This is a genomic window from Mameliella sp. AT18, assembly GCF_028807275.1.
Classification (GTDB): domain Bacteria; phylum Pseudomonadota; class Alphaproteobacteria; order Rhodobacterales; family Rhodobacteraceae; genus Antarctobacter; species Antarctobacter albus.
The window spans coordinates 1-14,446 of record NZ_JARAMO010000049.1; the positions used below are offsets into that span (position 1 = coordinate 1).

Annotated in this window: 16 protein-coding genes; 14 read left to right on the forward strand and 2 right to left on the reverse strand. The window is 65.0% G+C overall.

The genetic code is table 11. The annotated features are described in order from the left end of the window. Positions 1 to 86, reverse strand: an 86-nt coding sequence (locus PVW46_RS28715; protein WP_443137032.1) for a 2Fe-2S iron-sulfur cluster-binding protein, incomplete at its 3' end; no start/stop codon positions are given. 396 nt (positions 87 to 482) lie between these two features. On the opposite strand from PVW46_RS28715, the gene PVW46_RS06555 reads away from it, so the two are divergent. The 14 genes from PVW46_RS06555 to PVW46_RS06620 all read left to right on the forward strand — a co-directional run bounded on the left by PVW46_RS06555 (position 483) and on the right by PVW46_RS06620 (position 12,150). Next, positions 483 to 1,343 carry a branched-chain amino acid aminotransferase gene (locus tag PVW46_RS06555; RefSeq protein ID WP_043136055.1) on the forward strand — a complete coding sequence of 287 codons (861 nt, stop codon included), beginning with the start codon at positions 483 to 485 and terminating at the stop codon, positions 1,341 to 1,343. Positions 1,344 to 1,361: 18 nt separating this feature from the next. Further along, on the forward strand, positions 1,362 to 2,021 hold the full coding sequence (locus PVW46_RS06560) for a hypothetical protein (RefSeq protein WP_069209278.1): 660 nt from the start codon (positions 1,362 to 1,364) through the stop codon (positions 2,019 to 2,021). Positions 2,022 to 2,076: 55 nt separating this feature from the next. Then, positions 2,077 to 2,532: a universal stress protein gene (locus PVW46_RS06565; protein WP_069209279.1), complete on the forward strand. Its 456-nt coding sequence runs from the start codon at positions 2,077 to 2,079 to the stop codon at positions 2,530 to 2,532. 93 nt (positions 2,533 to 2,625) lie between these two features. Next, positions 2,626 to 3,189, forward strand: a complete 564-nt coding sequence (locus tag PVW46_RS06570; RefSeq protein WP_043136048.1) for a NifU family protein — start codon at positions 2,626 to 2,628, stop codon at positions 3,187 to 3,189. Between the two features lie 117 nt (positions 3,190 to 3,306). After that, entirely contained in the window at positions 3,307 to 3,948 is a 642-nt protein-coding gene (tsaB, locus tag PVW46_RS06575) for a tRNA (adenosine(37)-N6)-threonylcarbamoyltransferase complex dimerization subunit type 1 TsaB (protein WP_069209280.1), read from the forward strand. Continuing rightward, positions 3,945 to 4,358 carry a ribosomal protein S18-alanine N-acetyltransferase gene (gene rimI, locus PVW46_RS06580; RefSeq protein WP_069209281.1) on the forward strand — a complete coding sequence of 138 codons (414 nt, stop codon included), beginning with the start codon at positions 3,945 to 3,947 and terminating at the stop codon, positions 4,356 to 4,358. Before tsaB ends, rimI begins: the two co-directional genes overlap by 4 nt. Positions 4,359 to 4,483: 125 nt before the next feature. Beyond that, positions 4,484 to 5,488 carry a BMP family lipoprotein gene (locus tag PVW46_RS06585; RefSeq protein WP_069209282.1) on the forward strand — a complete coding sequence of 335 codons (1,005 nt, stop codon included), beginning with the start codon at positions 4,484 to 4,486 and terminating at the stop codon, positions 5,486 to 5,488. 95 nt (positions 5,489 to 5,583) lie between these two features. Further along, positions 5,584 to 7,200, forward strand: a complete 1,617-nt coding sequence (locus PVW46_RS06590) for an ABC transporter ATP-binding protein (protein WP_043136039.1) — start codon at positions 5,584 to 5,586, stop codon at positions 7,198 to 7,200. Positions 7,201 to 7,238: 38 nt separating this feature from the next. Continuing rightward, on the forward strand, positions 7,239 to 8,333 hold the full coding sequence (locus tag PVW46_RS06595) for an ABC transporter permease (protein ID WP_069209283.1): 1,095 nt from the start codon (positions 7,239 to 7,241) through the stop codon (positions 8,331 to 8,333). Beyond that, positions 8,333 to 8,962, forward strand: a complete 630-nt coding sequence (locus PVW46_RS06600) for a LysE family translocator (protein ID WP_069209284.1) — start codon at positions 8,333 to 8,335, stop codon at positions 8,960 to 8,962. Before PVW46_RS06595 ends, PVW46_RS06600 begins: the two co-directional genes overlap by 1 nt. A gap of 52 nt (positions 8,963 to 9,014) precedes the next feature. Next, positions 9,015 to 9,980, forward strand: a complete 966-nt coding sequence (locus PVW46_RS06605; protein ID WP_043136033.1) for an ABC transporter permease — start codon at positions 9,015 to 9,017, stop codon at positions 9,978 to 9,980. Between the two features lie 72 nt (positions 9,981 to 10,052). After that, entirely contained in the window at positions 10,053 to 10,967 is a 915-nt protein-coding gene (locus PVW46_RS06610) for a sulfite exporter TauE/SafE family protein (protein ID WP_043136032.1), read from the forward strand. Beyond that, on the forward strand, positions 10,964 to 11,722 hold the full coding sequence (locus PVW46_RS06615) for a TIGR02186 family protein (protein WP_069209363.1): 759 nt from the start codon (positions 10,964 to 10,966) through the stop codon (positions 11,720 to 11,722). Before PVW46_RS06610 ends, PVW46_RS06615 begins: the two co-directional genes overlap by 4 nt. Continuing rightward, positions 11,719 to 12,150 (forward strand): acyl-CoA thioesterase, encoded by a 432-nt coding sequence (locus PVW46_RS06620; RefSeq protein WP_043136029.1) that lies wholly within the window; start codon positions 11,719 to 11,721, stop codon positions 12,148 to 12,150. The genes PVW46_RS06615 and PVW46_RS06620 overlap by 4 nt, the downstream gene beginning before the upstream one ends. A 197-nt stretch (positions 12,151 to 12,347) precedes the next feature. On the opposite strand, the gene uvrC is transcribed toward PVW46_RS06620, so the two are convergent. Further along, positions 12,348 to 14,219 carry an excinuclease ABC subunit UvrC gene (gene uvrC, locus PVW46_RS06625; RefSeq protein WP_069209285.1) on the reverse strand — a complete coding sequence of 624 codons (1,872 nt, stop codon included), beginning with the start codon at positions 14,217 to 14,219 and terminating at the stop codon, positions 12,348 to 12,350. Between the last annotated feature and the right edge of the window lie 227 nt (positions 14,220 to 14,446).

Here is a 14,446-nt window from a genome sequence, read left to right on the forward strand (position 1 = left end):
CGGCCATTGGCCACTTCCCAGATCGTCATGCCTTTTTCCGCCTCGACCTCCTGGCCGTCGAGCGTGAATCGGATCGTCTCGGACATGCGCGTCTCCCGTCGTTTGGGCCATGTTAAAGCATGACACCGAAGACCCGCGCCTATCAATCCCGACCTTCGAAGGCATTTTTACGCCTCCCGGGTTTCCGATGGGCGACGCGGCGTGATCCGCCGGCACCCGGGCAACGGAACTGGCCTGCCGGCGCTCCTGAAAACGCCAAGATATGCCGTTTTCAGCATCCATACGCCGCCATAGTGACCATCTGCACTATCCCCCTGCCATGCGGGTTTCACGTGCGCACGCGGCATACGAACCGTAACCCCCTGGTTTTTCGACGACTTCAACCGGCGCGGACGCCCGGCGCCGTCACGGAACGCGGCCCGCCCCCTCTGGACCTTCTCCGCCGCCGCGCCTAGCTTCTCGCCAACTCGAAGGAGACTGACATGGCAACCGGCACGAATATCCGCACCTATTTCAATGGCACCTGGCACGAGGGCGACGCGATGGTGATGCGCGCCGCGGATCACGGCGCCTGGCTGGGGTCGTCCGTCTTCGATGGCGCGCGCTATGCGCAGGGCGTCACGCCCGACCTCGACGCCCATTGTGCGCGGGTCAACCGATCGGCAGAGGCCATGATGCTGCGCCCCACCGTCACGACAGAGGACATGGTGGCCATCGTCGAGGAAGGTTTGAAAGCCTACGAACCGGGCACAGCCGTCTATATCCGCCCCATGTACTGGGGCATCCACGGCGACGTCACCGCGATCGTCCCGCAACAGGATGAGACCGGCTTCGCGCTTTGCCTCGAGGAAATCCCAATGGCCCCGGACAGCGCGACCGCCACGCTGGGACGCACGCGGTTTCGCCGCCCGGTGATGGAAAGCTCTGTCGTCAATGCCAAGGCCGGCTGCCTTTACCCCAACAACGCCCGGATGCTGGCAGAGGTCCGCGGGCGAGGCTTTGCCAACGCGCTGGTGACGGATGTCATGGGCAACGTGGCCGAAACCGCCACGGCCAACATCTTCATGGTGCGTGACGGCGTGGTGCTGACGCCGATTCCCAACGGCACCTTCCTGTCCGGGATCACCCGCGCCCGCCACATGGCCAACCTGCGCGCCGACGGGATCGAGGTGCAGGAAGCTGTGCTGACCTTCGAGGACTTCGAACAGGCGGACGAGGTCTTCATGTCCGGCAACATGAACAAGGTGACACCCGTGACCGGGTTTGAGGACAAGTCCTACCAGATCGGCCCGGTCACGCGGCGTGTGCGCGAGCTTTACTGGGACTGGGCGCTCAGCGCCTGATCGGGCAGGCCTGCGCAGATGGGTCTGAAACTCGTCGTCATCCTTGTCGTGCTAGGGCTGTTCGCGGCTGCCATTGCTGCGATCCACCGCGCCAACCGCCCCTCGCCGCAACGCCTGCCAGCAGCCCCTCCGCCCGAGGGGCCGTCTCTGGACGAACAGATCGCCGAGCTGGCCCGCGCGGGGCTGCATCTGTCCCCAGGTGTGACCCGTGCCGACATTATCGACTTCGGCCCCGAGGAAACCTATCGCGGCGACCCCTGGCGGCTGCTCTTGCTGACCTATTCGATCCCGGTCGACCGCCCACCGCACCCTCCTTTCTGCCCCCGCGCCTGCCTGCTGCAGACCGATGGCTTTGACAGCCTGCAGGATTACGCCGAAGCCGTCGCCGAACTGTCGCGCGTGGCAGAGGTGCCTTGCGAGGTCACCGTCTCGGACGATCTGCACCTGCGCTTTGCGGAAACCGATCTGAACCTTGCGCCCAGGATCGGGACAGGCCAAATCGACAGGGACATCCTGCGCATGATCCTGACGGCCCTGACGGACCGGATGCCCGGCGACAGCGGGCTTTTTGCGCTCGACAACTTTCCGCAGATCGCCGTCTTTCACCTAGAAAAGGCCGGGTTCGACCGGATCGACACGCTCGCGCCGGACCTGCTGTCGGCCGATCCCCTGCACTGACGGCGCTGGACAGAGGCCCACCCCTCTGCCACGATCCGCCTCCAGGAGAGTCCTCATGCGCAAATTCCTCGTCGTCCTAGATGACAGCCGCGAGTGCCTGAACGCGATGCGTTTCGCGGCCATGCGCGCCGCCAAGTCGGGAGGCGGTGTCGCGATCCTGTCCGTCATCCCCCCGGACGAGTTCAATCACTGGATCGGCGTTGGCGACATCATGCGCGAAGAGGCCCGTGAACGTATCCACGCGCATTTCGAGGTCTTCGCCAAGTGGATGCGCGACAAGCAGGGCGTCGACCCCGAACTGGTGATCCGCGAAGGCGACCCGACGACGGAAATCATCGCGCAGGTCCACGACGATCCTGAAATCGGCCTGCTGGTGCTGGGCGCGGCCGCGGACAAGAAGGGCCCCGGCCCGCTGGTCAGCCACATGACCCGAAACTCCGGCGCCTTGCCGGTTCCCGTCACGATCGTGCCGGGAGACCTGTCGAAGGAACGGCTGGAAGCCATCACCTGATTCCGGGCCAAGCCCACTTTAGAATGGTTCCAATCCTTGACGATCGGCGCATGGAGGCGCATATAGGGGTCAACCAGAAAAGGGTGATCCCAGATGTTCATTCAGACCGAATCGACGCCGAACCCCGCCACGCTCAAGTTCCTGCCCGGTCATACCGTGCTGGACATGGGCACTGCCGACTTCCCCTCGGCCGAGGCCGCAAGCGCCTCGCCGCTGGCACAACGGCTGTTTGCCGTCGAAGGTGTGTCGGGCGTGTTCTTCGGCAATGATTTCGTGACCGTGACCAAGACCGATGCAACCGACTGGGACCACCTGAAGCCGGCGATCCTCGGCGCGATCATGGAGCATTTCCAGTCCGGCCAGCCGGTCATGGCCGATGGCGCCACGCAGGCCGGCGGTCACGCCGACCACGACGGTGCCGATGCCGAGGTCGTGGGCCAGATCAAGGAGCTGCTGGACAGCCGCGTGCGTCCGGCCGTTGCGCAGGATGGTGGCGACATCACCTTCCACGGGTTCGATCGCGGCGTCGTCTACCTGCACATGCAGGGGGCCTGCGCCGGCTGCCCCTCGTCCACGCTGACGCTGAAGATGGGTATCGAGAACCTGCTACGCCACTACATCCCCGAGGTGACAGAGGTGCGCCCCGTCGCCGTTTGATCTGCTGACACCGGATCGTGACATTTGCCCACCGCGCCCATCGGCGCGGTGTTTGCATTTCCGGCCCGCGTCAGGGCGGGTTTGCAACCCCCGCGCCACGCGGCAATAACCCTTCCCATGATTCTCGGTTTCGACACGTCTTCCGCCCATGTCGGCGCGGCACTGCTGGACAGCAACGGCATCGTCGCCGCCGCCCATGAGGACATGGCGCGCGGCCAGGCCGAGCGCCTGATGCCCATGCTCGAAGAGGTCCTGGCCCAGGGCGGCGCGACATGGCAGGACCTGACCGCCATCGGCGTCGGCATCGGCCCCGGAAACTTCACCGGCGTCCGCCTGTCGGTGGCCGCGGCGCGCGGATTGGCCCTGTCGCTGAACATCCCGGCGGTCGGCGTGAGCCTGCTGGAGGCTACTGCGTTGGACACCCCCGGCCCCGTGCTCGCCTGTCTGAGCGCCCCGCGCGACCAGGCCTATGTCCAGTCTCAGGGCATGGCGCCGTCGATCCCCGCGCAGTTGATCGCCATGTCCGAGATGCCCGGCACATGGGCGGACCCTGGGCTGACCTGCGTGGGACCCGCCTCCGCCCAGGTGGCCGAACGGCTGGGCACAACGGCCCTGCCCGCCCGCCATGCACCCGCCGAGGCGATCGCCCGCATTGCCGCCTTGCGCTGGCGGGACGGCCCGCCGCGCCCCGCGCCGCTCTATCTCAAACCCGCCGATGCCGCGCCGTCGCGCGATGCGCCCCCGGTGATCCTGGAATGACGCCCGAGGCACTGGCGTATCTGGCCAAGCGCGCCTACCGGCACATGAAGCCCTGGACAACGGCGCAATTCGCCGAAACGCTCGCCCGTCCGCACACCCTCCTGGCCGCCACGGAACATGCCTTTGTCCTTGGCACCGTGATCGTGGACGAGGCGGAAATCCTCGCGCTTGCTGCAGACCCGGATCACCAGCGCCAAGGCGCCGCCAGCCGCGCGCTGGACGCCTTTCACGCCCAGGCGCTGGAACGGGGTGCCCGCCGGGTATTCCTGGAGGTAGCCGCCGCCAACACCCCGGCGCGTGCCTTCTATACCCGCCACGGATACGGTAAAACTGGTCTGCGCCGAGGGTATTACCCGCGCCCGGACGGCCCGCCGGATGACGCCGTGGTCATGTCGCGCGCACTGCCCTGACGTCACCCGCGCCACTGTGGCGGCGCGGCAAAAACCGGTTGACCCCTCCCGCCCCCTGCGGCTTTGATTGGCCCATCACAAACGGAACGGGTGGCCATTGCCTCCGTCACACCAGGGAGCCTCACATGACATTCTTTGCCAAGACCCTCGGCACCGTCGCAGCACTGGCGCTGAGCGCCGGCGCCGCGCTGGCCGATCCGGCGCTGATCTACGACCTCGGCGGCAAGTTCGACAAATCCTTCAACGAGGCGGCCTACAACGGTGCGGAACGCTGGGCCGAGGAAACCGGCGGCAGCTATCGTGACATCGAGATCCAGGCCGAAGCCCAGCGTGAGCAGGCCCTGCGCCGCTTTGCCGAAGCTGGCTTCAACCCTGTCGTGACCACCGGCTTTTCCTACGCCTCGCAGATCGCTGCCGTGGCACCCGACTACCCGGACACCAAGTTCGTGACCATCGACGGCTACGTCGACCCCGAGGCGCACCCGAACGTCCTGTCGATCCTCTTCGCAGAACACCAGGGCAGCTACCTGGTCGGCATGATGGCGGCGATGGCCTCCGAATCCGACACCGTCGGCTTTGTCGGCGGCATGGACATCCCGCTGATCCGCAAGTTTGCCTGCGGCTATGCGCAGGGTGTGCTGGCGGTGAACCCCGACGCGACCGTGATCGCCAACATGACCGGCACCACCCCCGCCGCATGGAACGACCCGGTCAAGGGCGCCGAACTGGCCAAGGCGCAGATCAGCCAGGGCGCGGACGTGATCTATGCCGCCGCCGGTGGCACCGGTCTGGGCGTGCTGCAGACCGCCGCAGACGAAGGCATCCTGTCGATCGGCGTCGACAGCAACCAGAACTACCTGCACCCCGGCTCGGTCCTGACCTCGATGCTGAAACGCGTCGACGTGGCCGTCTACGACGCGATGACCGCAGGTGCCGACCTGCAAACCGGCGTGATCGCCCTGGGCCTGGACAGCAACGGTGTCGGCTATGCACTGGACGACAACAACGCCGACCTCGTGTCGGAAGAGATGAAGGCCGCCGTCGATGCAGCGCGTGAGCAGATCATCGCGGGCGAAGTCACCGTCCACGACTACTCCGAGGACGACAGCTGCCCGGCTCTCGACTTCTGATCGAAATCGCCCGGGCACGCCGCCCGGATGATTGACCCGAGGGGCCGCAAGCCAGCGCGGCCCCTCTCCCTTACGTCCGCGAAAGCCGCCCAGACATGACCGACACCCCCGCCATCGAGCTCAAGGGCATTTCCAAGTCCTTCGGCCCCGTGCAGGCCAACAAGGACATCTCGATCCGCGTGATGCCCGGCACGATCCACGGCATCATCGGCGAAAACGGCGCGGGCAAGTCGACGCTGATGTCGATCCTCTACGGGTTCTACAAGGCCGACTCGGGCGAGATTTTCATCAACGGCAGACAGACCCAGATCCCCGACAGCCAGGCCGCCATCGCCGCTGGCATCGGCATGGTTTTCCAGCATTTCAAGCTGGTACAGAATTTCACCGTCCTGGAGAATGTCATCCTGGGCGCCGAGGATGGCGGATTGCTGAAACCCTCGCTGGCCAAGGCGCGCGGGGTCTTGCAGCACCTCGCCAAGGAATACGAGCTGAACGTCGATCCCGACGCGATGATCGAGGATCTTTCGGTCGGCCACCAGCAACGGGTGGAAATCCTCAAGGCGCTGTACCGCGAAGCGGAAATCCTGATCCTTGACGAACCCACCGGGGTGCTGACTCCGGCAGAGGCCGACCACCTGTTCCGCATCCTCGAAGGACTGAAGCGCGAAGGCAAGACGATCATCCTGATCACGCACAAGCTGCGCGAAATCATGGAGATCACCGATACCGTCAGCGTCATGCGACGCGGCGAGATGACCGCCACCGTCAAGACCGCCGAAACCTCACCCGAGGAACTGGCAGAGCTGATGGTGGGCCGCAAGGTCCTGCTGCGGGTCGACAAGACCCCCGCCAAGCCCGGCAAATCGGTGCTGGAGGTCGAAAACCTGCGCCATACGGACAGCGCGGGGGTCGAACGGCTCAAGGGCATTTCGCTCAAGGTGCAGGCCGGCGAGATCCTGGGCATCGCGGGTGTGTCGGGCAACGGCCAGTCCGAACTGCTGCAGGTGCTGGGCGGGATGAAGACCGCCACCGGCACCGTGCGCGTCAACGGCGAAGAGATCGATCTCACCGGACGCTATTCGGACGGCCAGTCGCGCCGGGCGCGGGGGATCAGCCATGTCCCCGAGGACCGGCAGCACGAAGGGCTGATCATGCCCTATACCGCCTGGGAAAACGTCGCTTTCGGCTATCACCACGATCCGAAATACCAGAAGAATGCGATCCTGATGGACAATGCCGCCATCAAGCGTGACGCCGAGGGCAAGATCGAACGGTTCGACGTGCGCCCGCCCAACGCCAACCTCGCCGCCCGTAATTTCTCCGGCGGCAACCAGCAAAAGATCGTCCTGGCGCGCGAAATCGAGCGCAACCCCGACATCCTACTGGTAGGCCAGCCCACCCGCGGTGTCGATATCGGCGCCATCGAGTTCATTCACCAGCAGATCGTCGCCCTGCGCGACCAGGGCAAGGCAATCCTGCTCGTCTCGGTCGAACTGGACGAGATCCTATCGCTCTCGGACCGGGTCGCGGTGATGTTCGACGGGCAGATCATGGGCGAACGCCTGCCTTCAGAGACCAACCAGACCGAGCTGGGCCTGCTCATGGCCGGCGTGACCCAGATGCCCGACAAGGACAAGCCGCTGATCCACGTTGTGGACGAACAGCTTGACGCGCAGAAAGAGCGGGAGGCCAAAAGACATGGCCACAGCTGAACGTCGCGTGAAACCGTTTTTTCCGGAGGAGCCGCAGAATGGATAAGATGCCCGCCTGGGCCGACGCGGTGCTCGTGCCCCTGATTTCCATCCTGCTGGCGGCGCTGATCTCGGCGCTGGTGATCCTGGCCATCGGGCACAATCCGGTCGAGGCCTTCTCGATCATGGTCAAAGAAAGCCTGACCTCCTCGCGCGGGATCGGCAACACGCTGTATTACACGACGAATTTCATATTCACCGGCCTCGCGGTCGCGGTGGCCTTTCACGCGCGGATGTTCAACATCGGCGGTGAAGGCCAAGTGCTGCTGGGCGGGCTGGGTGTTGCCCTGGTCTGTCTTTACGTGCCCTGGCCCCACTGGACGCTGGCGTTGGTGGGGGCGACGGCGGCGGCAGGTGTCTTTGGCGCCGCCTGGGCGCTGATCCCGGCCTACCTTCAGGCCAAGCGCGGCAGCCATATCGTCATCACCACGATCATGTTCAACTTCATCGCCGCGGCGGTGCTGAACTATGTCCTCGTGAACATGCTGCGCCCGCGCGGCGCGATGGAACCGGCCTCTGGCCCGTTCCCCGAACCGACCCACCTGCCCACCTTCCAAGAGATGTTTTCGACCGCCGACACGGTCCTGTTCCGCTCGGCTCCGGTCAACGTCTCCTTCTTCCTGGCCGTTCTGGCCTGTTTCGCCGTCTGGCTGCTGATCTGGCGTACGCGGCTGGGCTATCAGATCCGCGCCTTCGGCCATTCCGAAAGCGCGGCACGCTACGCAGGCATCTCGCCGGTCCGCATCACCGTCATTGCCATGCTCATCTCGGGCGGGCTTGCGGGCATGATGGCACTGAACGCCACGATGGGAGAGGCCGAACGGCTGGTTCTGAACGCCTCCGAAGGCGCGGGTTTCATCGGCATCGCCGTGGCGCTCATGGGGCGTTCGCACCCCTTCGGCATCTTCATGGCGGCACTGCTGTTTGGCTTTCTCTACCAGGGCGGGCTTGAGCTGGCCTTCTGGACCGGCATCCCGCAGCAGCTGATTACCGTGATCCAGGCGCTGGTGATCCTCTTTACCGGAGCGCTGGACAACATGGTGCGGATGCCTCTGGAAAAACTGTTCCTGGCCCTTCGCAAGGGCAAGGCCTGATGCTGGCCGACTACCTGCCCTCCCTGTTGCTCGCCTGGGGCGTGCACGCGCTGGCATTGGCCTCTCCGGGGGCCAACGTGCTTGCGGTGATCGGCACCGCGATGGGCACTGGCCGACGGCAGGCACTTGCCATGAGCGCGGGGATCGTGACCGGCTCGATCCTCATGGCCTCGGGCGCCATCGCGGGCCTTGGCGCATTGATCCTGACATGGGCCCATGCCGTGACCCTGATCAAGATCCTGGGCGCGGGCTACCTGGCCTGGCTCGGGTACAAGTCCCTGCGCTCTGCCACCACCCCGGGCGCAGCCCCGCCCGTGACCATGCTCAGCGGCAGCCCCGCCGGGCTCTACCGGCGGGGCCTATTGCTACAGGTGAGCAATCCCAAAGCCATTCTCGCCTACCTGTCCATCGTCACGCTGGCGCTCGATGGCACCGCCCCCTGGCCTGTCGCGGCGCTCTTCGTGCTTGGCGCCGCCCTGAACTCGGCCCTGATCCATGCGTTCTACGCGCTGACCTTCTCGACCCGCCCGATGGTCGCGCTCTACCTGCGCGCCCGGCGTGCCATCGACGGGGCGCTCGGGGCGTTCTTCTGTTTCGCCGCCCTACGTCTGGCGCTGGCACGACCATGACCAGGCGCCCCGCTCATCCGCACTTCCTCGAACCAAGAGGCTGACACCGCACATGGATCTTGCCACGCTCATCCCGGTCCTTGAATCGACCATCCGCCTGTCGACCCCACTGCTGCTGGCCTGTCTGGCCGGGCTGTTCTCGGAACGCGCGGGCATCTTCGACATCGGGCTTGAGGGCAAGATGCTGATCGCCGCCTTCTTCTCGGCGGCGGTGGCCTACAGTTCGGGGAACGTCTGGATCGGGCTGCTGGCGGGCATCGCCGCCTCGTTGACGCTCTCGGCCATTCACGGACTGGCCTCGATCACCTTCCGCGGCAACCAGCTGATCTCCGGTGTGGCGCTGAATTTCCTCGCCTCCGGCCTGACGGTGCTGATCTCACAAAACTGGTTCCGGCAGGGCGGCAAGACGCCCACCCTGACCGATGGCGCGCGTCTGTCGGAATGGCACCTGCCCTTTGCCGACAGTTTGCGCGACGTGCCCGTCCTGGGTCCGATCTATTCCGACCTCCTGTCCGGGCACGCACCGCTTGTCTACCTGGCCTTCGCGCTGGTGCCCGCCACATGGTGGGTGCTGTTCCGCACCCGCTTTGGCCTGCGCCTGCGGGCCGTGGGCGAGGCGCCCGAGGCGGTGGACACCGCCGGTGTCTCCGTCGTAGGGCTGCGCTTCGCCGCCGTCGCGATCTGCGGAATTCTCTGCGGCATCGCGGGCGCCTACATGGCCACCGGGCTGCAGCCTTTCTTCGGCAAGGAGATGACGGCAGGGCGCGGCTATATCGCGCTGGCCGCGCTGATCTTCTCGAAATGGCGCCCCTGGTACGCGCTTGGCGCCTGCCTGCTCTTCGGCTTCCTGCAGGCGGTGGCGCTGCGCTTCCAGAACATCGACCTGGGCGCCTTTACCGTGCCGGTACAGGTCATGGACGCCCTGCCCTACATCCTGACCGTCGTGATCCTTGCGGGGTTCGTCGGCAAGGCCATTCCCCCGCGCGCCGGCGGAGAGCCCTACGTCAAGGAGAGATAGGCCCCGCCAGCCCCCCGGCGCGGCCCCCGTGCTGCGCTTGCATAATCCCACGACATGGGACTAACTTTGCTCATGCAGGTCTACCTCCCCATTGCCGAGGTTTCGGTCAACGTCTTCGTCCTTCTCGGCCTTGGCGGGCTGGTGGGCGTCCTGTCGGGCATGTTCGGCGTCGGCGGCGGCTTTCTAATGACGCCGCTGCTGTTCTTTATCGGAGTGCCCCCCGCCGTGGCCGTGGCCACCGGCGCCAACCAGATCGTCGCTTCTTCGGTTTCCGGTCTGATGGCCCATCTGAAACGAAGGACCGTCGATCTGCGCATGGGGACGGTGCTGCTCATAGGCGGGCTGATAGGGGCTGCGCTGGGGGTCGTGCTGTTCAACTACCTGAAATCGCTGGGCCAGGTCGATCTGCTGATCAACCTCTGTTACGTCGTCTTCCTGGGCATCATCGGCGCCCTGATGTTCATCGAAAGCCTCAATGCGCTGCGCAAGTCGCGACGCGGCACCCCACCGAAACGCAAGAAGCACAACTGGGTGCACGCCCTGCCCTTCAAGATGCGCTTCCGCACCTCGGGGCTTTATATCTCGGTGATTCCGCCGTTGCTGGTGGGTCTCGCGGTCGGGGTACTGGCGGCGATCATGGGCGTGGGCGGCGGGTTCATCATGGTGCCCGCCATGATCTACCTGCTCAACATGCCGACCAAGGTCGTCATCGGCACGTCGCTTTTCCAGATCATCTTCGTCACCGGCTTTACCACGATGATGCATGCCACCACCAACTACACGGTGGACGTGGTGCTGGCGGTGGTCCTGCTGGTCGGCGGCGTGCTCGGCGCGCAGGCTGGGACCGCCATCGGAATGCGGCTGAAGGCCGAACAGCTGCGCATCCTCCTGGCCGGACTGGTGCTGCTGGTCTGCGGCAAGCTCGCGCTCGACCTGCTGCTGACCCCGTCCGAACTCTACGTCCTTTCCGCGGCAGGGAGCCACTGATGCGCCTGCTGCTGCTGATCCTGCTGGCGTTCGCCCTGCCCGCAAAGGCGGAACAGGTCGTGCTGGGCCTCAGCAAGGAAATCGTCCAGATTTCCACCGATTTCGACGGTTCCGACATCCTGATCTTCGGCGCGATCAAGCGCGAAACCCCGATCGAGGCCGAGCCGCTGCAAGTCATCGTCTCCGTGGCCGGTCCGCAGCAGCCCGTCACGGTCTGGCGCCAGGCCCGCCGCTTTGGCATCTGGGTCAATGCCCACGCGGTCGAGGTCGATGCCGCCCCCAGCTTTTACGCCATCGCCACCTCGGCCCCCTGGGCGCAGGTGATCTCGGAAACCGAAGACCTCCGCCATAAGGTCTCGATCCCCCGCGCCATCCGCTCCGTCGGTGCCCCGATGGACGTTCCCGACGCACAGAGCTTTACCGAAGCGGTGATCCGCATCCGCACCCGCGAAGGCACCTACCAGCTGCTGGAAAACACGGTAACGGTCCGGGAACAGACGCTTTTTGACACCGCCATCTCGATGCCCGCCAACCTGACCGAGGGCAGCTATCCCACGCGCATCTTCCTGACCCGTGGCGGCAGGGTCATCAACACCTACGAAACAGAAATCGAGGTGCGCAAGGTCGGCCTCGAACGCTGGCTCTACGTCCTCTCCCGGCAACAGCCCTTCGTCTATGGCCTGATGTCGCTCTTCATCGCCATCGCCGCGGGCTGGGGCGCGTCCACCGCCTTCCGCATCCTGAGGTCACAATGACACGCACACCGCCCGGCACCCGCGCCGACTACCGCGCCTTTCGCACTCTGCCCACCCGCTGGATGGACAACGACGAATACGGGCACATGAACAACGCCACCTACCTCTCCTTCTTCGACACCGGCATCAGCCTCTGGCAGATGGACAACGGCATCAACATCCGCGGACCTGAGGCGCTCCGCCTGCTGACAGTGGAAACCGGCTGCCGCTACCACTCCGAAACCGGCTTTCCTGACCTGATCCATGCCGGGCTGCGCATCGGGCACCTCGGCACATCATCGGTCCGCTTCGAGGTCGGCCTGTTTCGCAACGACGAGGAAACGGCCAGTGCCGAAGGGTTCTTCACCCAGGTCCTGACCGGTGAGGCTGGCCGCCCGACGCCCATTCCCGACACGCTCCGCGCCGCATTCGATACCCTGCGCGGCTGAGAGGAGAGGACGGGGGGCCAGCCCCCGATCCCCCCGGAGGTATTTTTTTTGCCAAAAGAAACACCAGTCGCACGCCTTGGGCTTCTTTGGGCTCAAAATACCTCCCGGGTGAATGTGCATAGCACAGAGGGGCAGCGCCCCTCACTGGCTTGCGGCCACGCAAGCTCCCCTGTCACGCCGCAGGCGTGCCAACTGGATCACGCCTTTTCGTTGAAATAGGCGTAGATGCGTTCCGCAAGCGCCCCGCTCACGCCGTCCACCGCCTTGAGATCGGCCAGGTTGGCGCGGCTGACCGCCTTGGCAGAGCCGAAATGCGCCAGCAGGGCGCGCTTGCGGGCCGCGCCAACGCCCGGCACCTCGTCCAGCGGGTTGGCCATCTGGGATTTCGCCCGTTTCGCGCGGTGCGTGCCGATGGCAAAGCGGTGGGCCTCGTCTCGAAGGCGCTGCACGAAGTAGAGAACGGGATCGTTGTGGCGCAGGGCAAAGGGGCGCTGGCCGGGGCGGTGGAATTCCTCCTTGCCGGCATCCCGGTCGATCCCCTTGGCAACACCGACGAAGGGCAGGTCATCGACGCCCCGTTCGGCCATGATCTCGGCCACCGCGCTGATCTGGCCCGCGCCGCCGTCGATCAGCATCAGGTCGGGCCACAACCCCTTGTTCCGGTCCGGGTCCTCTTTCTGCAGCCGCGTCAGGCGCCGCTTGAGAACCTCCTTCATCATCCCGAAGTCATCGCCGGGCACCAGGTCATCGCCCTTGATGTTGAACTTGCGGTACTGGTTCTTCATGTAGCCATCCGGCCCGGCGACGATCATTGCGCCCACGGCGTTGGTGCCCTGGATGTGGCTGTTGTCATAGACCTCCACCCGCTGCGGCGGCGCGTCCAGGTCAAAGGCCTCGGCCAGCCCGCGCAGCAGCTTTGCCTGCGTCGCCGTCTCGGCCATCTTGCGGCCAAGGCTTTCCTTGGCGTTGCGCAGGGCGCCGTCCACCAGTTCGGCCTTCTCGCCCCGTTGCGGCACCGCGATCTCGACCTTTCGGCCCAGCTTGTCACCCAAAGCCTCTGACATCAGGTCCTCGTCCTCGATCCCATGCGACAGCAGGATCAGCCGCGCCGGGTCCTTCTGGTCGTAGAACTGGCCCAGGAAGGCCTGCATGACCTCGGCGGGGTCGATCTCGTCACCGACGCGCGGGTAGTAGTCCTTGTTGCCCCAGTTCTGGTTCGCCCGGATAAAGAACACCTGCACGCAGGCCTGCCCGCCCTCCATGAACAACGCGATCACATCCGCCTCGGCCGTCGTCTGCGGGTTGATCCCCTGCGATGTCTGCACCTGCGTCAAGGCGCGGATGCGGTCGCGCAGGGCAGCGGCGCGTTCGAACTCCATTTCATCCGAGGCCTCGGCCATCTGGGTCTTGAGCCGCTCCTGCACCTCGGTCGACTTGCCCGAGAGATAGCGCTGCGCGTCCTTCACGCTGCGGGCATAGTCCTCTTCCGAGATCTTGCCGACACAGGGCGCGGTGCAGCGCTTGATCTGGTACTGCAGGCAGGGCCGCGTGCGCGTCTCGAACATGCTGTCGGTGCAGTTGCGCAGGAGAAAGGCCTTTTGCAGCTGGTTCAACACGCGGTTGACCGCACCGGCGCTGGCGAAGGGCCCGTAATAGGCGCCTTTCTCTTTCTTCGCGCCGCGATGCTTCTTGATCATCGGAAAGGGATGATCGGTCACCAGGATGTTCGGAAAACTCTTGTCGTCCCGCAAGAGCACGTTGAACTTCGGCTTGAGCTGCTTGATCAGGTTCTGTTCAAGCAGCAGCGCCTCGGTCTCGGTCCGGGTCGTGAGGAACATCATCGACGCGGTTTCCGAGATCATCCGGGCGATCCGCCGCGAATGCCCCGTGGGCCGCGCATAGCTCGACACCCGCGCCTTGAGATTGCGCGCCTTGCCGACGTAAAGCACGCGGCTCTGCTCATCCAGCATGCGATAGACACCGGGCGAAGAGTCCAGCGTCTTGAGGTATCCGTGGATGATCTCGTGGCCCTTTGGCACGCGGTCCTGTTCCCCGTTCTGCTCACACAATGGTGGTATTCCTGCTGATATGCGAGTTGCGCGATTCCTTGCCCGTGCTGCAATGCAACGAAGGCCGTTTCAAGCACTTAAACATCCACCGAATATGTGGATAACTCTGCGGGCAAAATCCGGGTAGGTGGATTTTTTCCTTGTTTACGGCCCACTTCGCCGAGATGCCTAATTTTTAGGCGACTACGTAAGGTTTTGATTTCAGGTCACAAAAAAGCTGTCACGTT